Origin of the sequence: Vibrio sp. TBV020, from assembly GCF_046056895.1 — a bacterium.
Taxonomy (GTDB): Bacteria; Pseudomonadota; Gammaproteobacteria; order Enterobacterales; family Vibrionaceae; genus Vibrio.
This window is the reverse complement of sequence record NZ_JBEEAQ010000001.1, coordinates 407251-432319: the sequence shown is the minus strand read 5'-3', so window position 1 is coordinate 432319 and position 25069 is coordinate 407251. Positions and strand designations below refer to the sequence as shown.

Below are 25069 nucleotides of genomic sequence, written 5' to 3'. Positions count from 1 at the left end.
TGCCTCTTCAATTCATATTATTCGCCGGCAATGGCTTGACGTTTGGTCTTAATACTCGCAATCAACATGTAGATACAGGTCGCAAGCAACGCGGCAAACAAGTAACGCATTAAGCCTTGTGTGCCAGACATAAACCAGTCAGCCGCAACAGGTCCTGCAACAGAGCCGATACTGTAGCTAAACAACATAACTTGAGTTGCGGATACAATATAGTTGGCATCCAATTTGTCACAGCCTAGGTTTATCGCAACAGGGTATAGTGCGAATGTTGCTACACCTAGCAAGAACAAACCTGCCGCTAGCGCATGAATGCCGCTCACTAACGTTGTGAAGGTAATCGCAGCGACACCAAGCATACAGAACAAAGCCATTAACAGTGTGCGGCCTAAGTACTTAGATAGCCAAGGTACAATAGGTTGAACTGCCATTCCGCCTAAGATAATGACAGCCATGAGTCCGCCAATGTCACTATGAGCAATGCCACGAGCGTATAGTTCGACAGGCATCAGTCCGTAGATTGCGCCCAAGGTTAAACCTGATACGATACAACCAATGATTGCCGCGTGGTTTAGCTTGCTAATCTGTTTAAATGACAGGGAAGCACTGTGTTCGCTTTGCGGTTGATCGCTCTCACCAAATAACAATACAACGACAGCCAAAATCAACAAGGTAATAATAGTAATAAAAGGAACACCACCAGAAATACCGATGACACCGATACCAAGCTGACCTAAAGCACTACCGCCGTATAGAGCACCCATGTATAGACCTAAGCGTTTTGCTCTCGCTGACTCATCCCCATGAAGTAACCACGATTCAACGATAACAAATACACCTGCGACGGCCATACCTGCAATAAAGCGAGCCACAACCCATACCGCTGAATGTGGAGCTAAAGGTAGCACCATGATTGTGGCCATGAAAGCAACCAAGCACCACACAAACGCGTTCCGGTGACCCACGTGTTTAACGAGAGGCTCGATGCCAGCAGCGCCGATTAGCAGACCAGCGTAGAATACGCTTGCAAGCCAACTAGCTAGAGAGCTATCTAACCCGTAATCAGTCAGCATTAGAGGAATAAGACTCATCAAATACCCAGATGCGACCGCATATAGAGCTAGCGCAATCACAGGTACAGAAATGCGAGCTTTAGGTGTTGGTACAAGGGTATTTTCCAATGTCGTAGCCTCTCAATATGAATAAATGGTAATCAGTTTCGGGCGCGACTATGGGGCTAAATGCTATTTCGGTAAAACGAAAAGTTTTTCTTATAACGACAAAAGATATTTATGATGGTTAAGACAATGGAATTATAAAAAAAGAGTAGAGAAAATCGTGATTTCTCTACTCTTAATTGGTGCTATTTTTAACGTTATTACTTTATCAATGCTTGATTAAGCCACTGATCAAACTGGCCTTTAGGTAATGCACCATTGATAACATCAACTCTTTGGCCGTCTTTGAAAACCATAATGGTTGGAATGCTTCTAATTTGGTACTTCGCGGCAAGATTTTGCTGAGATTCAGTATCGACTTTTACGAATCGAGCGTTTTTTACTCTCTCATTGGCGACATCAGAAAATACAGGCGCGAAACCCACACAAGGGTTACACCAAGTCGCCCAAAAATCGACGACAACGGGAACTGGGCTATTTAAAATTGCGTCGAAGTTTTGTTCAGTCCCTTCGATTGGAGCACCGTCTAAAAGCGATGCTTGGCATTTACCACAATTAGGGCTCTCAGAAATTCGATCTAAAGGAACACGATTTACGCCAGAGCAAGAAGGGCATCGAGTATTAAAGGTAGACATGACTTTTCTCTCGTTGTTTTTTTCAATTAGGTGACAGTAATTGCCGGAGATAGTTATACTCTGAAACGAACGAGTGATACAAATAACTAATTCAAAGGCTCAAAATGAAAAATTTCTATGCCGAAATTACAGGCTGGGGCAAGTGCCTACCTCCAGCGACGCTCTCCAATGAAGAACTAAGCACTTTTTTAGAGACATCTGATGAGTGGATACGTACTCGAACTGGTATTGAAAACCGTCGTATTAGCCACGTAAACACGTCTGACATGGCGACAGTAGCAGCTAAGCATGCTCTAGCTTGTGCAGGGCTAACTTCTGAAGATGTTGATTTAATTATTATCGCAACCTGCTCACCTGACTCTTTGATTCCGAATACCGCATCAAAAGTGGCACAAAATCTAGGTATCAAAGCAGCGGCAGCTTTTGATTTAAACGCGGCGTGTACTGGATTTGTGTACGGGTTAGAAACTGCGACACGTCTAATTCAATCGGGCAATTACCGCAATGCTATTGTTGTAGGCGCAGAACGTCTCTCTTTCTTTATCGATTGGACCAAGCGTGATACAGCAGTATTGTTTGGCGATGGCGCGGGTGCTGCAGTACTGAGCCGCACTGAGAAACAAGTTGGTCTACAAGAAGCACAATTAGGCTGTGACTCTGCTGGTCGAGACATCCTCGCCGTACCTAAGTTTGGTACATCGATGGATCGCTTCGCTGCGGACAATGGTCATTGGGACTTTAACTTCGTCGGGAAAGAGATCTTTAAGCGTGCCGTGAAGGGGATGGGGGCTGCAGCACATAGCGTGCTATCACGTAGTCAGCTGTCTACTGAGGATGTCGATGTTGTTATTCCACACCAGGCGAACATTCGTATTATTCAAACACTGTGTGATTTGTCTGGTATTAGCCAAGATAAAGCGTTTGTGAATATTCAGAACTACGGTAATACGTCAGCAGCAACAGTACCTATCGCGCTATGTGAAGCACTAGAGCAAGGTAAAGTGAAACCTGGTGATAACTTATTGCTCGCTGCTTTTGGTGCTGGATTGACTTGGGGCGCTGGCCATATTAAGTGGGGCGAACGAGTGACAGCTCTAGGCGAAAGTGATGCCACTCTGCCTGAATGTGAAAGCACCGCACTCGAGTTGCTTGCTAATGCAATTGAACATTGCAAAAAAGGTGCATAGCCTCGTCACGTATTGAAAAGATTAACAATTTAAGTCGCACTTCTGGTGCGACTTTTTATATCTATCGTCTACCTTTGAGATTATTATATTGGCCTAACGACAAGAACTCCGCTGGGCTAGAATGAAATTTCTCCACACCTCTGATTGGCACTTAGGCCGACAATTTCACAATGTCTCTCTACTTGATGACCAAAAAGCTGTTTTGCAGCAATTAACCGACTACATACAGAGTCATTCTGTAGATGCGTTGGTGATTGCGGGTGATATCTATGATCGCTCTGTACCTCCTACAGCAGCAATAGAGTTAATGAATCAGTTTGTAGAACATGTGTGTGGAGAACTGAATTTGCCTATCATCATGATCCCAGGTAACCATGATGGTGCAGAACGTCTCGGTTTTGCTTCGAAACAGATGAAAGAATCTGGGCTTCACATCATTTCGAATTTTAGAGACATGGTTTCACCTGTTGTCATAGAAAGTGATACGGGCCCAGTGGCTTTCTACGGCATGCCATATAACGACCCTGAATTGGTTCGACATCACTTTAAACAGCCAGTTTCAACCCACGACGACGCGCACAAGCTTTTATGCGATGAGATCAAGAGTACGTTCCAGTCCAGCTGTAGAAATGTTTTGTTGAGTCATTGTTTTGTTGATGGTGCGATTGAGTCTGACTCAGAGCGTCCACTTTCTATTGGTGGTTCCGATCGAGTCAGTCACGAACACTTTGTCGACTTTGATTATGTCGCACTCGGTCACCTTCATCAGCCTCAAAAGAAAGGTGAAGATTATATTCGTTACTCGGGGTCTTTGATGAAGTACAGCTTCTCAGAGCAACACCAGAAGAAAGGCATGACGCTTGTTGAACTTGATGAAAATGGGTTTAAGTCGGCTACCCATATTGACCTAACCGCTCCTCATCAAATGCGTATTGTGGAAGGTGAATTAGAAGCGATTATTGAACAAGGTAAAACAGACCCAAGTAATGAGGATTATTTGCTTGTACGTTTAATGGACAAGCACGCAATTCTTAACCCTATGGATAAGCTTAGAACTGTTTACCCAAATGTTTTGCACCTAGAAAAACCAGGAATGCTGATTGGCGTAGAGCAAGAAATGGCTGTAGCCAAACTTGCACGAAGTGAAGCTGACATGTTTCGTGACTTTTTCCTAGAAGCTCAAAACTCTCAATTGAGTGAGGAACAAGACAAAGCAATCACCGATATTATCAAACAACTGAGTCAGCAATAGGATAAAGCGATGAAACCATTAACTTTAACGCTGCAAGCCTTTGGTCCTTTTGCTAAGACTGAGTTGATCGATTTTACTCAGCTTGGCAGTAACCCACTGTTCTTAATCAATGGCCCGACAGGCTCCGGTAAAACCTCAATCTTAGATGCGATTTGTTTTGCTCTATACGGAGAAACAACGGGCAATGAACGCCAAGGTGGGCAGATGCGTTGTGATCAAGCCGCCCTCAACTTACCAACTGAAATTACGCTAGAGTTTGCGCTTAACAATAAACGTTATCGCGTGACTCGCTCTCCAGAACAAGAAGCACCAAAAGCGCGCGGTGAGGGCACAACGACGCGTAAGCATACCGCGTCACTGTATGAAATCACTGATGAAGAGCGCTTGATAACCAGTAAAACGGCGCAAGTGAAAACTGATGTGACTTCACTGTTAGGGTTAAACGAAAGCCAGTTTCGCCAGGTTATGGTATTGCCTCAGGGTAAATTTAGAGAGCTATTACTCGCGAGCTCTAAAGAAAGAGAAGCTATCTTTGGGCAACTTTTTCAAACTGATATTTACAAAAAGATAGAGTACACCCTGAAAGATCGCGCGCTTTCTATCAGTAAGTCAAAAGATCAGTTTGATAATCAGATTCGAGGAGCTTTGCAAGTCGGAGAAGTAAGCAGTGAGCAGGAACTACAAGAGAAATTAACGCATGTTAGTGAGCAATCAGCACAAGCCAAGACTCTTGAGCAAATAGCACTCGAAAAGCTTAACCAGATCAAAGCAAAACTGCAGCACTCTAACGCCCTTAACGAGCAATTTGTTAAGTTAGAGCAAGCAACCGTCGCTTTGCAAACTCACTTCGAGAAAAAGGCAAGCATCATTGAACTGTCGAGCACGTTGGAGCGGGCAGTGCAGGCAGGAAAGCTCGAAGCACCGTACTCAAGCTGGCAATCTATCATCAAGCAAGTAAGCGAGTTTGAGCGGAAACTGGCCACGTTAAAAGGTGAGCAAGAGCACTTACAAACGACTCGTAAGCAAAGCAAAGACAAGCTGCAACAAGCAACGCTAGAAGCTGAAAATCTGCCAGCTTTAAATGAGCAGCTTTTCAAGTTAGATCAAACGAAAATAAAGCTGACAGAGCAAGCCCAGCAGCAATTGAATGTCGAAGGCTTAGAGCGCAAAAGAGCTGAGCAGCAACAGACTCTTGTGAAGTATATCGGTTTAAAAGAGAAGCTCGTGAGTGACGCTCAAAAAGGGACTGCAGAGCTTGAGCAAGCGCGTAAGGATGTGACTGAGAAGGTCGCATTGGAAGCTGAGATCGTATCGACTCAGCGTCTTACTCTAGACCTGAATAAACTTGCGTCACTAAGGCTCGAGTTAGAAAATTTAAGTAAGCATACTGAAGCGAAGCAGTTAATTAAGCAGCAATTACAAACGGTTTTAACTGAAAAACAAAAGTTTGCCGACCAAACAGAACTGTCTTGGCATAACGCGCAAGCCGCTGTTCTTGCACAAAAGCTGGAACAAGATCAACCATGTCCAGTATGTGGTAGCTGTGAGCATCCGTCGCCAGCTTCTTTTGCAGGCAATGAAGTGTCAAAGCAACAAGTGCAGGTAGCAAGACAAGAAGAACGCGTCGCACTAGACAATGTTAACCAAGCTTCCAATGAGTTAGAGCAACACCTTGTTCAGTGTGAACAGCAGAGAAAAATGGTGTCGTCGGCTGAGTCAGAGCTAGGAGAACATGCTGGAATTAATGTCGCTCAGCTTGAACAGCAACTGGTTCAGCAGAAGTTAAGGCTTGAACAGCTCAGCGCAATTGATTTAGCGAAGATGGAGCAGATGGTTGAAGAGCTTAATCAACGTTGCTCCAACGGCGAAACCAAGATTAATCAATTGAAGGAAGAAATCTCCGCGAATGAGTCGGCGCTAACCCTTAGCATCCAACAGCTTGATAAGATTCGCTCTGAGATTGATAGCGAGTTTCACACAGTAGCGGAAGTTGAAGCTAAGCAAACGCAATTGCAACAAACTGTAGTACAGATTAAGCAGGCGTTAGAGGCAGCTCAGAGTCATACGCAGCAGGTTATTATTCAATGCTCTAACGTAGAATCACAGATTGTGACACACAATGAGCTACTTACTAAGTCGTTTGAACAGCGCCAGTCAGCTGAACAAGAGTGGCTGACCGCCCTACAAAAGACGTCATTGACGTCGGAACAACAGTTTTTAGAATATCGTTGTACTCAGCAACAGCTAGAGCAGTGGCAACAAGAAATTACCCAATACAATCACACAACAGTACAACTCGAACAGACAATTAGCGACCTATCTCAGACTCTGAATGACGTTGAACGACCAAACCTTGAAGAAGAACAGCAGTTAGTTCAGCAAGAAGAAGCTCAGTACCAGCATAAACGAACTGAATTAGATACTGTACAGTCACTGCTCCATCGATTGGAGAAAGTGGCTCAAGATATCGCTCAATTACATGAGAAGAACAGTAAGCTTGAAGCTGAATACAAGGTCTACGGTACGCTATATGATGTGGCAAGTGGTAAAACGGGTAGTCGTGTAAGCCTGCACCGCTTTGTGCTCGGCGTATTGCTTGATGATGTATTGATCCAAGCGTCGCAACGTTTGAGTATTATGAGCCGTGGACGATACCAATTGGTACGAAAAACCGAAGGCTTTAAGGGCTCTGCTGGGCGAGGGCTCGATCTGTCAGTTGAAGATGGTTATACCGGAAAGGTTCGTGATGTCGCGACCCTTTCCGGTGGTGAGTCGTTTATGGCAGCGTTGGCTTTGGCATTGGGGCTTTCTGATGTTGTTCAGTCATATAGCGGTGGGATTCGACTCGAAACTCTGTTTATTGATGAAGGTTTCGGTAGCTTAGATCCAGAGTCACTCGATCTAGCGATGCAGATATTGATAGATCTCCAACAAAGTGGGCGCATTATTGGAGTTATCTCGCATATTTCGGAGCTCAAAGAACAAATGTCACTTCGGTTGGACGTGGAGCCATCTAGGGTGGGTAGTACGATCCGCTTAGTTGGTATCCAGTGATGTAGCGACTAAAATTATAGAAATGCAGCGAGTTTCTTATGGCGTGTATGAGTAGTAAAATTGACCATCTTTCATCGGCTTTTACTCATATTGCAATGATTAATATGGTATTTTTGTGGGTAGTTGCGAAAGTAATAGTTGTAAGCATTTCACGGAATATAAATAAACCAATAACGGCTGTAATACATGGATGTAGTTAAGAAAATTTACCAATATGCTGAGCCCAACCTATCACTAGTAGGTTGGATGGGCTGTATTGGTTTTCCTGCGTATTACTTTGTTTGGTCCGTGATTTACCCTCAGCCATATGAAAACGGACCACTGCGGATTTTTTGTGCACTTTTGTTGTTAGGACTTGCCCTGAGGCAGTATCTGCCACTAGTACTCAAACGCTTTTTACCCCATTACTATCTGGCAACGATAACGATCTGCTTGCCGTTCTTTTTTTCGTTTATGATGTTTATGAATGAGTGGTCAACCGTTTGGGCCATGTCGTTTATGAGCTCCATTTTTCTGCATATATTATTGGTGCATGAAACAAGGATAATGGTCATTCAAGCGACGTCAGCAGTCGCTCTCGCTGTACTTTGCGCGTATGGCTTTAACAATGGGTTACTTGAGAACGGTGTGCCAGTTGTATGGCCTTATATTCCAATTTTCTTGTTTACCTATATCTTTGGTAATTTGTTCTATTTTCGAAATCAGGTAGAGCATGAGTCGAAAGTCTCCATCGCTAAGTCGTTTGGTGCGGGCATTGCTCATGAGATGCGTAATCCGCTGAGCGCTCTACAGACGTCGCTTGATGTACTGAGCTCATCGTTGCCCGCGTCGAAATCAAATAATAGTGAGACGGTTGATCTACCTCGGCAGGATTTGGCACGAATGCATGAAGTATTGGCGAGCGCAGATGAAGTGATCCACAACGGTAATGAAGCCATAGACTTACTTCTGACTTCGATTGATGAAAACCGAGTATCACAATCGACATTTAAACTGCACTCAGCTGAAGAGGTTGTTAGAGAGTCTTTAGCGACGTACTCATACCGAGGGGCCAATGCGAAGAAGTACATTACTTTGAATGTAGGTAAAGACTTCGAGTATTTTGGCAGTGATACATTGCTAAAGTATGCCCTCTATAACTTACTCAAGAACGCTTTGTATTACCGAAATGATGATGGTTTTAAAATTTCGATCACCATCAATGCTGATGACAAAGCGAATTACCTTTACTTTGAAGATAACGGTGTTGGCATTGAACCAGAGAAGCTGAATTATATCTTTGAAGACTTTTATACATCGGGTAAGGCTTCGAGCTACGGTTTGGGTTTACCTTTCTGCCAGAGAGTGATGAACTCTTTTGGCGGAGCAATAGAGTGTGAATCAGAGCTCGGTCATTGGACTCAATTTACTTTGATGTTCCCTCATAAAACATCGCAAGAGGTGCGAGCTATCAAGCAAGAGATACTGAGAACTAAGTCCATTTTGCACATTGGCAGTGATCTAGCCGTTCAGAGAAAGCTCAATGAGTTCGTCTTTTATATGGGTAGTGACCTCGCCGATGTGACGTTAGACCAAGCGTATCAAAAAGAAGAGTATGAATTCGAGTACGATTTGATTCTTATCGATCTTGATACTTGCAGCGAAGCAGAGTATCTACAATTAGAATCAAAGCTTCACTTTACTGAAGCAAAGCTGGTGGTCCTATATGACAAATCTAATCAATATCACACTAAATTTAGTCGTTTCTTGTCCATCTATGCGGTAGAAAAATCTGAGGTTTTACAAAATACTACCGATGTTTTTGTAGAACTATTATTTGGTCGAAGTGAAGCTGATAGAACATTAATCCCTCGTAAAGTCGCTAGTGTCGGCAAGCGAATCCTAATTGCAGATGACAATGAATCAATGCGCCAACTTACTTCTATCTTATTGAATAAACAGGGTTATCAGGTTTCTCATGCAAGTGATGGAACGGAGGTGCTTGAGGTTCTAAATAATGAGCCTATTGATCTCATCTTAATGGATATTGAAATGCCTCAGCTCAACGGATTTGAAGCCACGGATGCTATACGACACTCAAGCGAGGAATATTTTGATATTCCGATATTGGGGCATACTGGCGATAATTGCCAAGAGACTTTAAAGAAAATAAAGCAAGTGGGAATGAATGACTACTTAATTAAGCCTGTCGACAAAGACCACTTGCTTGATAAATTATCGCTGTATCTCTAATTGATTAAAAGCAACTCAAATAAGATGGGTTATAATTAAACGAAATAAAGGTCTGGGTGATTAAATGCGTCACACGCTACGGATAATATTTTATTAATATCCTCTTGGGTAAGCGAGCTATTTAACGATAACCTAAGTATATTTTTATTATCAGGTGTTGCGGGTGTGCAAAATACTGAACCAAAAACACCATGTTGTTCAAAAAAATCTCGCACCTTTCTAGTATTCGTCTTTTCAGCCGTTTCTAAAGCAATTATTTGAGACTCACTTCTAATTTCATACCCGATAGATTTAAGCCCCTTTACAACTTGTTCTGAACACTCTGTTAAATGCTTTCTTGCGTCGTCGCTGTGTTTGATGACGTCTAAGGTAGCACTAATTCGGTCGAGTTCGCAGGCCATCATTGCTGAACTAAATATCGAAGGAAACGACACATAGGGTACCACTTGACCCGTTGCATTATTACACCACACAGCCCCGGCTCGGTAAGCAAAGGTTTTGGCCAAACTTGCAGTCATAAAGTCGACTTTATGAGTCAGATTGAGGGATTGTAGTAATCCTGCTCCGTGTTCACCGTGAGTTCCGAGTGAATGAGATTCATCGACCACAATTGCGCATCCTAGCTCTTTTGCAACATCAACCATTTCAACGAGCGGAGCTATTGTACCAACAGTACTGTAGATGGAGTCAATAAGTACAATACCTGGGCCATTACGCTTGATTGTTCGCTTTAGGTGCCGAACGTTATTGTGCATAAATGGATGAATGTTTGCTCCAGCAATTCTGGCCCCCTCCCACAGTGACATGTGGGCAAAGAAATCAATGTACACATTTGTGTCAGAATCGCAGATGGTCTGTAGCAGCCCAATATTAGCAATCCAGCCAGATGGAGCGATCGTGCATGTTTGAAACCCGGTATATTCTGCCAATTCTTGTTCAACAGTTTTATCTAAGCCGTCACTGTGAAGAAAGACATTGGACATAAATGCCGTGTCTTTTCGGGAGAGTAGTGAGTTCACATGAGCATCGATAATTTTGGGGTGATTAGAGAGAGCAAGGTAATCATTACTCTGCAAAATAATATCAGAACTTTCTGGCTTACTACCCAGTACTAAATTTCTACCATTGTCTTTTTTATTTATTAGGTCGGAAACATAGAAATCAATTCGTTGTTTGACAAAATTAGGCAAGCGCGAGTGGTTACTTAACATATTCATAATAATTAGCCTTTAAGTTGTTAGGTTTTGCTGCCAGCTGACAAGGCTATTTATGAATGTTGTTAAGAAATTAGTCTAATATGAAAGGTTATTTTCTTGCGCAATTCTACAAACAAAAATATAATCAATTTAATATATATCAATACTAATTACGCTTTAGGGGCTCTATTTTAGTTGTTTAAACTATTAATTAGAGGCTTAGTTAATAAGTTTAGTTTGATTTAGTGTGCTTTGCGAGTCACCTCTGGCCAATACATTTTTATATATCCAACGGCTACCCAAACGACTAAACCAGTTGCGACCGAAAGTTCAAATAGTCCAAATTTATGTAGCCAGTGCCAGTGCGGATGATATTGCTCAAAAAAGCTTGTTAACCGGTGCATGGCGACAGCGCTAATTACAGAAGGGAAGGTGACCGCTGCGATAGAAGGCTGAAATTTGAGGCGCATCAATCGGATGTAGCATAGGTAGATCAGCAGTGTCATTGTGATGGCGATGCCAGCTAACGCTCCTGTTAGGATTGGATCTGGCTCGGGGAAATTCACCAGATAAGTTGCTAATGTCAGGTTGATTGGCGCAGCCATAATAGCCAGAGTAGGCTTTGCTCTTTTAGGCAACATCCCTTCAAATACCAGTCGGTAGAGCACTAGTGGTAGCATAAAAAAGTAGATGGTTATACAGACGTTAACCAAGGTTTCTGAAAAGACGGTATGGCCAAACTGGGTTCCGGCTAAGGAGCTACTTATCATCCCAACTGGATAGAGAAACCAGCTCGGTACGATATTCGACATTTTAAAGTTCATTAACTGAAACGTGAAAAACAATGTCATCATCGTAAAATGTAGCAGCAGAGCAGCAAACCATATTGGATACGCGATGATAGGGGAGATGACGGCAAGGTAATCACATAAGATAAGTAGCGCCATACTCATTGGTGCCATAAGGCTACCACTTAAAGGATGGCGGATATCATTGATGAACGTGTTGTAGTTGGTTAAGTACTTCACTAACACTGGAAACAGAAGAAGAGCTCCTAAACCAGCCAGATACGGCCTGATCAATTCTCCAACTTCTGGAATGTAAAGCGCCCAAGCGTGACCAAGTCCGATGAAACCCAACGCCAACGCTGCTTGCGAAGGGGGAACACTCTGGAATTGAGTGAAGCGTCTCCAGTTCAATGAAATGTATCCTTATTTAGTGAGCGATAGAACTAGGTTGCGTAAAAACTCTATTTTTTGTCGGAAGAATCCGTCACCGACAAAAAGTGTAATGATCATAACAAGTGGAGTATCCGAGGTGCAAACGTCAATCGGTACTCGTAGGTAGGTCTTTCTGTCTTAACTTCTCATTTTTAAGAGTTCGGTGGAGCAGTTGGCTGTATATTGGTTGTCCGCCGAGCAATTGAGCAAAAATGACGGCCCCCAGGCTAGTAATGATCAAAGGAAGGATGAGGTAGTAGTTATTGGTCATTTCTATCACCAATAAAATTCCGGTGATCGGCGCTCGAACTGTCGCAGCAAATAAGGCCCCCATACCTGCGATAGCAAACATTCCTGGAGTGATGTCCATTTCAGGAAAAAGGCTCTGTGCAATAAGGCCAAATGCATAACCAAACAAGGTACCAAGAGCAAGCATAGGTGCAAAAATACCACCAGGCGCACCTGAGCCGAAGCAGATCATCGTTGTTACTATACGAGCGACAAACAGCAACAGTAATAATGTGGCGCTGTAACCCCCATTAGTAATTGTCGGAATGAGGCCGATACCACCGCCAGTGACATCTGGAAGGTAAAGGAGCATTAAACCAAAGCAGCCACCAATCAGAGTGCCAGTGAGCAGGTAACGTTTACGGTCATTTTTGTGCAGGCGCACGAACAAGTCTTGGGACAAGGTGACCAAGTGATTGAATAGCACGCCGAAAATACCAAAGAGGCCACCTAGTAGAAGAAATAACCATAAGGTTTCGAGTTCTGGTGCTTGGTACTGCGGCATAGTGATTACCGCGTCTTGGCCATTGATGTAGCGAAATACGATATTTGCTGATACCGCTGAAATGATGACCGCTCTAATAGAAATAAGAGAATAACGAAACTGCGGGCGCATCTCTTCAACGACAAACATTATGCCAGCTAATGGAGCGTTAAACGCGGCAGCAAGACCACCAGCAGCGCCAGAAGCCAATAATGAATGGCGGGTATCGTCATCTTTTACTTTAAAGATATCCGTAACCATTCGACCAATAGCACCGCCCATTTGTACGGTTGGGCCTTCACGGCCAAGCACCATACCTGAACCGAGCGCTCCCATGCCGCCAAAAAACTTAACCGGAATAACTCGCCACCAGCGAACTGGCCTGATTCCGTCCATTGCGCCTTCAATTTCTGGTATACCAGACCCAGCGGCTTCAGGGGCAAATCTATGGACGAGAAAGTAACCGATAAAAGCCAATGCAGCGCTAATGACGAAGGCCGCTAACCAGAGAGGAATGGCGCCGCCGATTTCATTTTTTAACCAGTCAGTTCGAGTTTCTGATACAAAGTGGACAGCGATTTCAAAATAGGTTCCCACAAGGCCTGCTAGTACGCCTACTAAAAGGGAAAGTAGTAATACGGAGAGAGGTGTTTTATCTTTCGAGAGAAATTGATTAATGGCGTCCTTTGGCACCGCTGCGAGTAAGGACTGCTTAATTTTCTCTCTTTTGGTCATGGAAAGGGGAACTCCCGTACAATTAGTATCAACAATCGGTTCGATATAAATTATACGCCTGAATGGGGGTAACTATAGCGGTAAGATTGCAATATTGATTTGCAAAATTGAGAGATTAGATCTTGTTCAAAGTGGATAGGAGAATTAAAGGGACTAATGTCACAATTACGCGACAAGTATACTTATGCGTACCTTGCATAATTTTAGTTTTGGACCATAGTTAAAAGGTAAGGCAATCTGAACCGACCCGCATGGAGGAAATATCGCCTTACCTACAATTTGGATGGATTCAAACTTAATATTCAAACGCCTCGTTTAATATCAGGTCGCAACATAATGACCTCCTGATTCGCAGACTCACGATTGAGTAACGAGGGATAGGGCGCACTTAATGGTGCGCCTCTTGTCGTTTATTATCCACTTAAGTTCGATATTTTGATTAGAACGCTTTCAAGTTGATCCCATGGTAGCAATTGGGTATCAATCACTTCCAATCTGCTTTCAAAACCTTGCAATGACATCTCATTAACAGAGACCACGCCATTACTGACATTAAACGCAAAACAGCCATTGGTTGTATTTAACACACCCTTAACCCGTTCTGCTGTAATATCTGAAAGGACAGAAAATAAATCGTCAAAATTAAACACTACTTCCGCGCCGAATAACCACCCACAACTAAAATAGCCTTGACCACGGTTCTCTTTACGAACGTGTGTTTGATCGGGTGCTAAGGCAAATTGTGGCTCTTGCTCTGCATGTTCGTGATGATGTGGTGCGACATCTGATGAAGGTGAACTATCACGTCTAGGAATGCTCAACAGATCAACTGGGAAGTTACCGTCTTTGACAAGTTGGCTAAAGATCTTAGGTGGATTTTGATTAGTCACCCAGTCATTGAAAGCATCGATATCACTGACATGGCATTGATCAACCTTGTTACCTATGATGATGTCAGAAATTGCGAGCTGATCTGTAAAATTCTGATTGCTAGTATATTTTTCAATAGTTAAATTGCGTGGATCTACCAAGCCGATTGTGGCTTTTAAGTCGATATAATCAGCGAACTGAGCCGACGTTAATGTTGCCAATACTTTGTGTGCATGGCCAAGCCCAGTCGGTTCGACAATGAGCCTATCTGGCTTTGTTCTTAAGAGAGCGGTCACCGCAACAGACATAGGTACGCCTGCAGCACAGCACATACAGCCACCAGGTACTTCTTTAATCAATGCACCTTGTTCCGTCATCATGGCTCCATCTATACCGATCTCGCCAAACTCATTGACCAGAACCGCCCAGTTTTCGTTTTCTGGTTTGGTTTTTAGAAGGTTAAGGATCGCGGTTGTTTTTCCTGTACCAAGGAAACCAGTGATGATATTAGTTGGGATGCCCATTGAAGATGTCTCATTTTTTACTTTGTTACATTATAACAAAAGTTGCTGTTAAATGGGCACAAAAAAGGCAGCCAATAGCTGCCTTTAGATTCCACGTACATCATTATTAGCGTTTATTTTTAAGGTAACGTTTACGACGTTCCTCTTTCTTCTTCGCTTTTTGTTCTGCTTTACGAGCTGCTTCGATCTCTACTTCGATTAATTCTTGAGTAATCATTTCTGGAAGCTCAAGTGTAACTTGACCAAGGGTGCCGTTACGTAGCTCATGCAATAAAATTTCTGAGCACTTATGCAGATCAACACGACCGCCAGAGCGCAGAGCGCCTCGCTTGCGGCCAATTTCTTCCATGAGCTCGATATCTGACTCTGGAAGCTCTTCAATCTGATAGCGTTCTTTCAAACGTTCAGGATAAGCTTTCGCCAAATATTCCACAGTATAAAAAGCCACTTCATCGTATTCCATCGCGGTATCTTTTACAGCGCCAGTTGCTGCCAAACGGAAGCCACTGTGAGGGTTTTCCACCTTTGGCCATAGAATCCCCGGAGTGTCAGATAACACAATTCCGTTTTGAAGGTTGATACGTTGTTGACGACGAGTCACTGCGGGTTGGTTACCTGTTACCGCGATAGTTCGACCAGCTAGTGCATTGATGATGGTCGATTTACCTACATTCGGGATACCCATAATCATGGTACGAATATTTTTACCAATCTCTTCGCGGTGAGGAGCAAGCTTGCGTACGAGCTCCATGATTTTGTTTACTTCCTGTGCTTGAGAAGTCGTAATAGCGATGGCTTTTACATTGTGTTCTTTCTCAAAATGGTCAATCCAAAGTTGAGTTAGCTCAGGATCGGCAAGATCACGTTTATTCAGCACTTTTACAACAGGCTTGTCCCCTTTGAGCTCTGCGATCATCGGGTTCTCACTGCTGAAAGGAATGCGCGCGTCAAGCACCTCAATAATCACATCTATTTGAGGGATCGCTTCAGCAATCTCTTTTTGAGCCTTGTGCATATGGCCTGGAAACCATTGGATAGACATAGGATTTAACCTTGAAATTGAAACTTGCGGTAATTGTAAGGGGAAATAGACAAGAGTAAAGCGATAAAGGCTTAGGCTTCGCCCAGAGGTGTTGGCTTCTTTGTTGGGGAATAGAACTATTAAGCTATCGTTTGGTGTTGTACTGCATTTTCGTTGCACTCGACTAAACTTAACAGACGTGAACGGCACAATACTAAAGTATTAATTGAAATTTTTATTAATACTTTGTCATATATCTATTTATTGGATATATTCCCGTGCTACAAAACTACAACAAAAGTTTAGAAAATGACTGTCAGCCCAACTTCCTCTGATCGTGAAACGCTTGTGAATGAAAACGAGCAACTCGTGTCTACTACCGACCTTAAAGGTGTGATTACCTACAGTAACGCCGCGTTTTGTCGTATTGCGGAATACTCTGAAGAAGAACTATTAGGACAAAATCACAATATTGTTCGTCACCCAGATATGCCTAAAGCCGCTTTTGCTGACATGTGGAGTAATTTAAAGCAAGGAAAGGCGTGGCGCGGAATCGTTAAGAATCGCACCAAATCAGGAGGATTCTACTGGGTTGATGCCTATGTGACGCCTATTTTTGAACATAACAAAGTTGTTGGTTATCAGTCAGTACGTGTCAAACCAAAGCGTGAGTGGGTAGAGGTTGCTGATAAAGCTTATCGATCTCTGCTTAAAGCTCAAAAGTCAGGTGCTAGATTGTCAGTCAAACTCCCGACGTCTGCTCGTTATGCTCTGTTATTAGGGGCGTTAGGGGCTCCGATTATCACTAGTTTATTCGGCGTAGCAGGCACCGCTGGAGTTGTGTTGAGTGCCTTGCCTCTGATCGTGTTGGTTGCACTATTTCGCCAAGAACTGGTTGATACGCCAGTTAAATTGAATAAGCTGCAAGCAGAATATGACAGTGTCAGTCGCTTGATTTTCTCGGGTGATGACCAGTTCTCGGTGGCAGATTTTCACTTAAAGTTATCGTCAGCACGTATTCGAACAGTGCTGGGCAGAATGACGGATTCGGCAAAACCGTTACAAGACCTAGCAGATAATCTTAGCACTACGGCATATCAAGTGAGTCAAGCGCTCGACCAACAGACCAAAGATATTTTTCAGGTACGAGGGGCGACTGAGCAAGTAGAACTCACTGCGAATGAAGTGTCCTCTAGTGCGCAAGAGGCAAATCAGATTGTCGATCTCACGTTGAGCACCTGCGCAAGTGCCAAGCAAAGTATTGAGCAAACTCATCACAATCTCGAAAATCTAAGTACACAAGCCGAGCAAGCGACCAACACGACTTATCAATTGAGTGAACAAGCTCAAAACGTGAATAATATGATGGAAGAGATTGGTGGTATTGCCGATCAAACCAACTTACTCGCTCTTAATGCCGCAATTGAAGCCGCAAGAGCAGGAGAGCAAGGTCGAGGTTTTGCCGTTGTTGCCGATGAGGTTCGTGCATTATCAGCAAGAACATCTAAGGCGACTATCCAAATTAAAGATAGTATCGAAGAGATGCTAGGCACTATTGAAAGCTGGCAGCGTGACATTTTAGCTAATCGTGAACAGACGGAAAAGTGTGGTGAGTCTGCTCAAGAGAGCTCATTGCGCTTATCTGAAGTCGAAAGCTTGATGCAAAATATGAACGAATTAATTTCTTCTGTTGAGAGCTCTGCTAACCAGCAACGTGAACTCACTAGTGAGGTAAGTTCTCACATACAGTCAATCGCATCGACAGCAGAACAAAACCTTGCTGCTACACATTCAGTAAAAGAACATTCGAAAGATTTGAAATTACAGGTTGAAGAGTTTCATCATTTGGCGAAACGGTTCGAAGAAAAGTAAGGATTCAATCAAGAATTAACCCCGGGCTTCCGGGGTTATTTATGTTTATTTTACGGCTTAACATTACGATAGAAGTACTTTTGACAAGTCTCTTCTGTTACGCCTCTAAGCAGTCTTGAAAGTGTTGCGACGATCACTACGCCGAACAATAATCGTCCCCAAAAGATAGAGGTAAAGTCCGCACCAATAAGCATGATGAGTATGGTGTCTTCAATCATGCTGTGCACTAGGTTAAGCAGCATAATGGCGGTGAATACATCGCGAGCTGGAATATGTCCTCGCTTAGCTTCATTAATCAAAAGCCCGCCACCGAAAGAAAGCCCTAGCGTTATACCAACAATGGTCATGTTTGTCGCTTCTCGACTTATCCCAAGAACTTTGAGTATTGGTCGTAGCGCTATCGCCATCAGCTTTTCAATTCCGAGAATCTTTAGGAGTTTTAAGGAGAATAAAAGCACTGAAATGATGACAAAGATTGCAGCAAGGCTTTCAATTTGACTCCACGCCCATTCTAGGTAGCTTTGTTGTTCTACGTTTTCTGGGCTCCAGATGATGTGAGCTTGATGACCAAGCAAGTCACCAAACTGGTATGTTTGATGTAAGACCCAAGCAAAGATAAGCCCGCCACCTAGACGTAAGGTTAACGTCATGATCATGCTCACTCCAGCTCGTTTAGCGATGGCAGCTTCAATAGGGAGTGAATGCGCGATTAACATTAATGACCCCAAAACAGACGCTTGAGCAACGGTGAGATCGACGTTGCTGTTCATAAATACTAACAAGCCAGCATAGATGTTGGTCAACAGTGTTGTTGCCCATACTAGTCCCATCTCATCAGGCAGACCGACTATGCTCATTAATGGACTCAACCATTGGCTTAGAATCTCGATGCCACCCATTTCCTCGACAACTTTGATCACAATGATGATGGGAACCATCACTTTATAAAGTGTCCAAGTGACATCGATGATCTCTTTAAACAGATCCCTGAAAAAGTACTTTACCTTGCCCATTAGTTTGGCTCCTTGATAATGCTAATGATGATTAGCTTACTAAGGCTTGAGATAATTTGATTAAGTAAATTAGACTGGTTAGTTGCTGATTATTTTTTATATAATCAATTTGATTAATTGAATTTACTAAAGTTGCCAATTAGAGAAATATATGGAAATTGATCGCATAGATAGAAAGATTCTAGCCATTTTGCAGCGCAACAATCGTATCGCTAATGTTGACTTGGCGGAGGAAGTGGGGTTATCACCTCCGGCTTGTTTAAAGCGAGTGAAACGATTGAGAGACGGTAAAGTGATTGTTGGTGACGTCGCAATCATCAATCCAGAGCTAGCAGGTAACAAACTGACTCTGATTGTTTCGGTAGAAATGGAGCGAGATAGGGGCGATATTTACAGTATTTTCCGTCAATCCATTCTTAAAGCGCCCGAAGTCACTCAATGCTATCAAATCACTGGCGGTTACGATTTTATGCTGGTGGTTTGCGTGCCTGACATTCAGACTTATGAGCGTTTTATTGAGCAAGTACTCCATCAAGACCGTAATATTCGTAAATTTCATACATCGGTCTCTACCAAAACCGTAAAATTCACGACAGAAGTTAATGTCGATGGCTTGAAAATGTTCGATAAACAGCCATAAACCTCTTTAAGACACGAGTTGAGTTTCATCTATTCGAGAGTAAAACGGATGGACATCAATGATTGTGCTCAGTTCGTTTAATCGACGTAACAACTTAGAATTAAGTTTCGTTCCCGCCTTTAAAAGGCATCCTCCAGTTGTGGCGTAAATATCGTCTAAAATTGTCATCCCTTCTTGCAGTTCAGAGAGCTTTTCGATTTGAACTACATGCGAGGATACTTCTCGGATACGAGGTTTGCCTGGTTCTTTCTGGGTTGTTTCATTGGACAACGTAACATGTGTACTAACATGCTCGTACAAGTGCTGTTGATAGAGCTTTTTGGGTTCTGATATTGCACTTTTTATCTGGTTTTGTGCATTCTGAACCGTAATAGGTTTCACTAAAAATGCGTCGACTTCTAATGACATGCAAGACGCAATCGTCTCAGTATCAGAAAGTGTCGTGACCGCTATAATACTTGTTACGCGAGGTGTGTTGGTCTTTCCTTCTCGCACAGTTTTGATTAACTCTATACCATTTATAAGAGGCATATTGATATCAGTGATGATCAAATCAACTTGATTGTGATTGAGCTTTCCAATGGCTTGTTCTCCATTTTTCGCACTTAACAAATTCTCGTATCCAGCTTGCATTAGCATGTTAAGTAGCGCTTTACGTGAGAATTTGTGGTCTTCAACGACTAAAATAGTGAAATTGCTTGGGTCATAGCTGCTCATAATGAAACTTCCGTGTTTTTTATGATTGAGTGCTCAATGAGATAGTCTTTGAGGCGTTCGATTTCTGTTCTGCTTTGCTGCAGAGCATTGGACAAAAACTGCCAATCTTTGTTTGTTGCTGTATTTTGTATTGACTCGAAGATTGTTGCTATGTCTTCTGCGCCAGCAGACCGGGCTGCTCCTTTTGCTGCATGAGCAATTTGCTGCAGGTTCGCGTCATCATGGAGCGTCAGCGCTTCTTCTGCGAGAGAAATGTCTTCAATAACTGACTCCCAGTATCCCTCTAGAAGGGGAGCAACAATCGCTAAGTCAGAGGTTCCTAAAATTTTCTCTAGGCTAGCCATGCATATTGGAGATGAGTTGTCTTTGCTGCTCATAGTTTGTGGCATTGAAGATTGAGATGTCGACGGGGAGAGTTTCATCCACTTTCCAATTGAGCGGTTCAGCGTGGAGAGCTCGACGGGCTTCGTCAGGTAGTCATCCATACCTGAAGTCATGCATTGTTCTGAAGACTCTAACATCGCATTAGCAGTAATGGCGATAATAGGAGTATGGCCTATAGACTTATCTTGTTGTTCAATTTGTCTAACTTGTTTTGTGAACTCATAACCATCCATAACGGGCATATGACAGTCAGTCAGGATCAAATCAAACCCACCGGTTCGCCACATCTGTAGTGCTTCTTGTCCTTGAGTTGCCATTTCACACTTATACCCCAAATGTGCCAGTTGTCGTTGAATGACATCTCGGTTTGTTGCTTGATCATCAACGACCAAAATTAAACCATCTTTTTGAGCTTGTTTACCTAATGTGATCTCATGGTGTTTTCTGTCTGACACCTGTGGGCTGATATAACCTTTTAATACGCCTATTGCTTGAGTCAGCTCGCTTGGTTTAAAAGGACTACACTTCATGACATAGTGATTTGATGAGACAATTCCACACTGTTCAGCCGCATCTTTAGTAAAGAGCAATATCTTGTAGTTGTGTAGATAACCTTGCTCAGCTTTTGATAGCCTACCGTATTCAATACTATTGTAGAGGTCGGGACCAAGGAAAATTAGGTCGATCTTAACCGCTGCTTTTTCCGCTTGTTCAAGTACAGCTATAGCGCGTCGAATGGAAGAGACGGTATGCAGTTTACAGTCGTAGTTAGATAAGTTGATGTCACAAAACGTTGTAACATTAGGGTCATTGCTAATGAGCAAGACTCTGGTTCCTGAGACATATTCTGGAGTGGTATCTTTTGGTGGACTGACGACCTCAATAAACGGCAGTTCCAATGAAAAACGACTACTGACTCCAAATTTGCTTTCAACGTTAATTGTACCACCCATGAGTTCTAGTAAAGACTGAGTAATTGATAAACCAAGCCCAGTCCCTCCGTAGAGTCGTGTTGTACTGGTATCGGCTTGAGTAAAGGCTTTGAACAGACGTTGCAATTGCTCTTCAGTCATCCCTATACCATTATCTTCGACCATAAGATCAATGCAGGGAGCTATGCCATTTGTACCTAAAGAGGCTGACACCCAAATCTTACCTTTTACTTCGTCTGTACTGTCAGTGAACTTAACGGCATTGCCAAGTAAATTGAGCATGATTTGGCTTAAGCGCACACTGTCACTCATGATCATTTTTGGTAGTTGCGGATCGTAAGTAAGGTACATTTCAATACCCTTGTTACTCGCCTGAAGTTGAAGGACATCAAGGGTTCGTTCTAACAAGGTTTGTAGGTCTACAGGAACGCTCTCTAACGACATTTGGCCTGCTTCAATCTTAGAAAAATCTAGAATGTCATTGATGATATGAAGTAGAGTGAGTGCAGATTCTTTGATGGTGGTGATCATCGTCCTTTGATCAGATTCGAGCTCTGTTTCACTAAGAAGACTGAGCATTCCGACAACACCATTCATTGGTGTTCTGATCTCATGGCTCATGTTGGCGAGAAACATGGATTTGGCTTCACTCGCGGCGTGAGCCACTTCACTTTCATGGCGCAGCGAGTCTTGAGCTTTCTTCTCTTTAGTTATGTCTATATTCACCCCACCCATACCAATTGGAGTTTTAGCGTCTTGTTCGAAAATGACGTCAGCGGCAGCTTTAACCCAGCGAATATCGCCTCCGGGTAATTGAATTCGAAATTCTGCATTGAACTGGCTGAGCGTTTCTCGGGCTGATAGTAAAGATTGTTCAGCATGCTCAAGATCATCTGGGTGCACACGTTCTTGCCACATAGCGTAATTGTTCCCTCCTAGGTTAGGGTCAACACCATAGATTGCGAACATTCTTTCGTCCCAGGTGACTTCGTTGGATTCAAAGTCCCAACTCCAAATGCCAATACCGCCTGCCTGGGTAGCCAAATTCAAGTTACGTACAACAGCCTCGAGCTCATTTTGATTTCGTTTAAGTTCCATACGTGCAACATGTTCAGAGCTCTTATCTCGTAATGTAATCACAATGTATTTGCGATTTTTGATTGAGATATAACGAATAGCACCTGCTAATGACAGCACGTTATTGTGCTGATAAAGATACAAAGGCTGTGGCAGTGATACTTCTTGATATAATGGAACTTGGCTTAAGTGCTCTTCGATTTGAGAGGGCTTCAGATCCGCAACGATAGAGTGGATATCTAAGCCGAGTAGATCGGTCCGGCTATGATTGAATAGAGCGAGTGCGGCATCATTAGCATCGAGGATCTGGTTATTTTCATTGAGCAGAATCATAGGGTCCATCGCTTGCTCAAAAATGACACCTATCTGGAGCTCATGTTCATTAATTCTTTGATTTTGGCTAGAGACTAACTCTTTCAGTTTCTGATTGCTCTCATGCAATGCTAGTTTGGTATTATGAATAGCAGTGGTATCTGTTTGGGTGATGACAAGATAGTTGAGGGAACCATCATCACGAAACATTGGCTCAATGCGCAATTGGATGGAATTGGAAGCTTCGTTTTTATTTATGGTTAGTGCGACTTCTGCTGATTCATGATTTGATAAAGCTTTTTTTAGTTGGTTGAGCTGCAACTGCGTTATTAGGGGAGCAAAGAAGTGAGTGACTTTTTGTCCGATCAGCTCTAGGTGACTGCAATTGTAAAAGTTGGAGAATGCTGGATTGGCATAAAAGACGCTATGACTGCCTATGATTCCGTCACATATGATTACACCATCAGGTAAAACGTTCAGGACGCTGTTGTGCAGCTCGTCTTTAGATGGTTTGGGAGCAGAGCGCACTGGGAGTAATGATGAAAGTGATAATTTCATGGTGCCAACCTCAATTACTTACACACGCATGTGTCATTTAATATGACTCGCGTTTCATAAAAAGGTTAGTATGATTTTATTGCTTCGGCAAACCGCGTGTTACGTGTCCTTTACAAGTAGATTTGTTGATCTAAACATAGGGAGCACTAGCAAAAAAGAAGTGAGAGAAAGACGAAAGAGAAGATAAAAGCCTAAGGTTAGTCCTTAGGCTTAAAATGGTAATTAGCCACGCATCATTGCGCAGGCATATGCCGTTGTAAACGCTTGTTCTTGGTATTGCTTCAAACCTGTTTCTTTAAAGCCAATTGCTAGAGGATTTCTCTTTAGGCTTTCTTTGATTTGAGTCGGTGATACCACTTCAACATTTAAGTTGTCGATTAGTTGAATTGCGGCTTCCAATTTAAAGCCAACCGCACCGCCAGCAAATTTACCTTTAGTCTGGCGTTGACGGATTACCACTTTCTCAATTTTGTAATCTTCAACTAGTTTGGCAAAAGAGAACTGAAACTTCTTCACTTCTTCAGTGCTGTTAGCGTTGCTAATAGAGATTTTAGCTACACGGCAATCCGGCAGGTGTACGACGCTATCAGAATGATCAAGAAGACAGATAACCGCATCGTTACCTTTTAGTTCTACACCACAAATTTTCATGTTTATACCTAGTTAGTAGTTTGGCCGCCATTATATAGTGCTAAAAAAACTTAGCGACCTTTAATTAAGCGACTATCGACTCTATAACATGACTTAGAACGCTATGCACAGCAGGTGTTTATCCGCACCTAAGGGCAAAGCTCACCACGTTGGGCAACACTATCAATCATGTAGTCATTTCGAAGATTTCGATACACGATAGCATGCCAAACTTGACCATTGTCTAAGGTGAACTCAATGGCGTAGTTAGTGCCATTCACGACCTGTGTTCTAATCTCGTTGACTTCTTTGAGTTTTGAAGCCGTATTCATTTGAGACATTAGCGTGTCGACCGCTTGTTGAGCTTCTGGAGTGAGTTCAGAGACGCTCCAACCTCCGGCCAATCCTTCAGAACGACACATTGGGTTCAAGGACTTGGAATCTTGTGATTGGGGTGTTTGGCTACAACCTGCCAGTGAAATAATTGCAGCGATTGAAACTAACCATGCTTTTTTCATAAAAACTCCTAGTGAACAATAGGTAGCTCTCGTTCATGTCATAACGGCAATTCACAAGAATGGATATGCACTGAGTATAACTTGTTGTCTGAGTCCAGCATCAAAATAGAGTCAAAAAAGCCGCTTTACAGAGCATAAAGCGGCTTAGGCAGGTTAAGTGTTGACGAGATTAGCTGTTTCCACTCTCACGGTATTTGTATTGGTAGTCGATGTCCAATACGGCTTTGTACTGTATATCACCTTGGTTGTTTGCAAATTCTTCAACTTGAACTGTCATTTCATCGATCTTTAGGCTTGGGTAGACGATGTTGTTTTCGCTAATAGGGAGCGCTGTTTTCAGTTCAGCATTGCTCATCGCCTTCATCTCATCCATGAGGTCAAAAGCCGCATCATAAGCTTGTTGCTTGGTAGAGTATGCATCGGTAATGAAACTGGTGTTTGACGTTTCCGTATTCGTTGAAGCAAAAACAGAAGCACTCATAATCATTGACGCCAATAGAACAACTTTCTTCATAATCATTTCTCCAGATGGGTGACCTTCGA

The 25069-nt window shown here is 42.9% G+C and carries 19 protein-coding genes; 6 read left to right on the top strand and 13 right to left on the bottom strand.

The annotated features are described in order from the left end of the window. Window positions 1-17: 17 nt before the first annotated feature. Both AAFX28_RS01760 and trxC read right to left on the bottom strand, forming a co-directional pair. The gene (locus tag AAFX28_RS01760) at window positions 18-1178 is read right to left on the bottom strand and encodes an MFS transporter (RefSeq protein ID WP_408685081.1); all 1161 of its coding nucleotides are present in this window, start codon (window positions 1176-1178) and stop codon (window positions 18-20) included. Window positions 1179-1375: 197 nt separating this feature from the next. Further along, window positions 1376-1810 (bottom strand): thioredoxin TrxC, encoded by a 435-nt coding sequence (gene trxC / locus AAFX28_RS01755; protein WP_408685079.1) that lies wholly within the window; start codon window positions 1808-1810, stop codon window positions 1376-1378. A gap of 104 nt (window positions 1811-1914) precedes the next feature. On the opposite strand from trxC, the gene AAFX28_RS01750 reads away from it, so the two are divergent. The 4 genes from AAFX28_RS01750 to AAFX28_RS01735 all read left to right on the top strand — a co-directional run bounded on the left by AAFX28_RS01750 (window position 1915) and on the right by AAFX28_RS01735 (window position 9535). Further along, window positions 1915-2997: a ketoacyl-ACP synthase III gene (locus AAFX28_RS01750; RefSeq protein WP_408685078.1), complete on the top strand. Its 1083-nt coding sequence runs from the start codon at window positions 1915-1917 to the stop codon at window positions 2995-2997. Window positions 2998-3118: 121 nt separating this feature from the next. After that, window positions 3119-4249: an exonuclease SbcCD subunit D gene (locus AAFX28_RS01745; RefSeq protein WP_408685076.1), complete on the top strand. Its 1131-nt coding sequence runs from the start codon at window positions 3119-3121 to the stop codon at window positions 4247-4249. Between the two features lie 9 nt (window positions 4250-4258). Next, on the top strand, window positions 4259-7303 hold the full coding sequence (locus AAFX28_RS01740) for an AAA family ATPase (protein ID WP_408685074.1): 3045 nt from the start codon (window positions 4259-4261) through the stop codon (window positions 7301-7303). Window positions 7304-7489: 186 nt separating this feature from the next. Continuing rightward, window positions 7490-9535, top strand: coding sequence for a response regulator (locus AAFX28_RS01735; protein WP_408685072.1), 2046 nt, complete (start codon window positions 7490-7492; stop codon window positions 9533-9535). 35 nt (window positions 9536-9570) lie between these two features. Here AAFX28_RS01735 and cqsA read toward each other — a convergent pair whose 3' ends face one another. The 5 genes from cqsA to ylqF all read right to left on the bottom strand — a co-directional run bounded on the left by cqsA (window position 9571) and on the right by ylqF (window position 15894). Continuing rightward, entirely contained in the window at window positions 9571-10752 is a 1182-nt protein-coding gene (gene cqsA / locus AAFX28_RS01730; protein ID WP_408685070.1) for an alpha-hydroxyketone-type quorum-sensing autoinducer synthase, read from the bottom strand. 221 nt (window positions 10753-10973) lie between these two features. After that, on the bottom strand, window positions 10974-11930 hold the full coding sequence (locus tag AAFX28_RS01725) for a TDT family transporter (RefSeq protein WP_408685068.1): 957 nt from the start codon (window positions 11928-11930) through the stop codon (window positions 10974-10976). A 127-nt stretch (window positions 11931-12057) separates the two neighbouring features. Beyond that, window positions 12058-13458, bottom strand: a complete 1401-nt coding sequence (clcA, locus tag AAFX28_RS01720; RefSeq protein ID WP_408685067.1) for a H(+)/Cl(-) exchange transporter ClcA — start codon at window positions 13456-13458, stop codon at window positions 12058-12060. A gap of 413 nt (window positions 13459-13871) precedes the next feature. Next, complete coding sequence (locus AAFX28_RS01715; RefSeq protein ID WP_408685065.1) at window positions 13872-14852, bottom strand: CobW family GTP-binding protein; 981 nt, start codon at window positions 14850-14852, stop codon at window positions 13872-13874. 106 nt (window positions 14853-14958) lie between these two features. Continuing rightward, on the bottom strand, window positions 14959-15894 hold the full coding sequence (ylqF, locus tag AAFX28_RS01710; RefSeq protein ID WP_408685063.1) for a ribosome biogenesis GTPase YlqF: 936 nt from the start codon (window positions 15892-15894) through the stop codon (window positions 14959-14961). Between the two features lie 288 nt (window positions 15895-16182). Between ylqF and AAFX28_RS01705 the strand changes: the two genes are divergently transcribed. After that, window positions 16183-17745: a methyl-accepting chemotaxis protein gene (locus tag AAFX28_RS01705; protein WP_408685061.1), complete on the top strand. Its 1563-nt coding sequence runs from the start codon at window positions 16183-16185 to the stop codon at window positions 17743-17745. A gap of 50 nt (window positions 17746-17795) precedes the next feature. Here AAFX28_RS01705 and AAFX28_RS01700 read toward each other — a convergent pair whose 3' ends face one another. Further along, window positions 17796-18758: a hypothetical protein gene (locus AAFX28_RS01700; RefSeq protein WP_408685059.1), complete on the bottom strand. Its 963-nt coding sequence runs from the start codon at window positions 18756-18758 to the stop codon at window positions 17796-17798. Window positions 18759-18909: 151 nt separating this feature from the next. Between AAFX28_RS01700 and AAFX28_RS01695 the strand changes: the two genes are divergently transcribed. Next, entirely contained in the window at window positions 18910-19398 is a 489-nt protein-coding gene (locus AAFX28_RS01695) for an Lrp/AsnC family transcriptional regulator (protein WP_408685057.1), read from the top strand. A 6-nt stretch (window positions 19399-19404) separates the two neighbouring features. On the opposite strand, the gene AAFX28_RS01690 is transcribed toward AAFX28_RS01695, so the two are convergent. The 5 genes from AAFX28_RS01690 to AAFX28_RS01670 all read right to left on the bottom strand — a co-directional run bounded on the left by AAFX28_RS01690 (window position 19405) and on the right by AAFX28_RS01670 (window position 25040). After that, on the bottom strand, window positions 19405-20115 hold the full coding sequence (locus AAFX28_RS01690; protein ID WP_408685055.1) for a response regulator: 711 nt from the start codon (window positions 20113-20115) through the stop codon (window positions 19405-19407). Continuing rightward, on the bottom strand, window positions 20112-23378 hold the full coding sequence (locus AAFX28_RS01685) for a response regulator (RefSeq protein WP_408685053.1): 3267 nt from the start codon (window positions 23376-23378) through the stop codon (window positions 20112-20114). The genes AAFX28_RS01690 and AAFX28_RS01685 overlap by 4 nt, the downstream gene beginning before the upstream one ends. Window positions 23379-23600: 222 nt before the next feature. After that, the gene (locus AAFX28_RS01680) at window positions 23601-24029 is read right to left on the bottom strand and encodes a DUF3010 family protein (RefSeq protein ID WP_408685051.1); all 429 of its coding nucleotides are present in this window, start codon (window positions 24027-24029) and stop codon (window positions 23601-23603) included. 128 nt (window positions 24030-24157) lie between these two features. Next, window positions 24158-24526 carry a cystatin domain-containing protein gene (locus tag AAFX28_RS01675; RefSeq protein ID WP_408685049.1) on the bottom strand — a complete coding sequence of 123 codons (369 nt, stop codon included), beginning with the start codon at window positions 24524-24526 and terminating at the stop codon, window positions 24158-24160. Between the two features lie 169 nt (window positions 24527-24695). Then, the gene (locus AAFX28_RS01670) at window positions 24696-25040 is read right to left on the bottom strand and encodes a DUF3316 domain-containing protein (protein WP_408685047.1); all 345 of its coding nucleotides are present in this window, start codon (window positions 25038-25040) and stop codon (window positions 24696-24698) included. Between the last annotated feature and the right edge of the window lie 29 nt (window positions 25041-25069).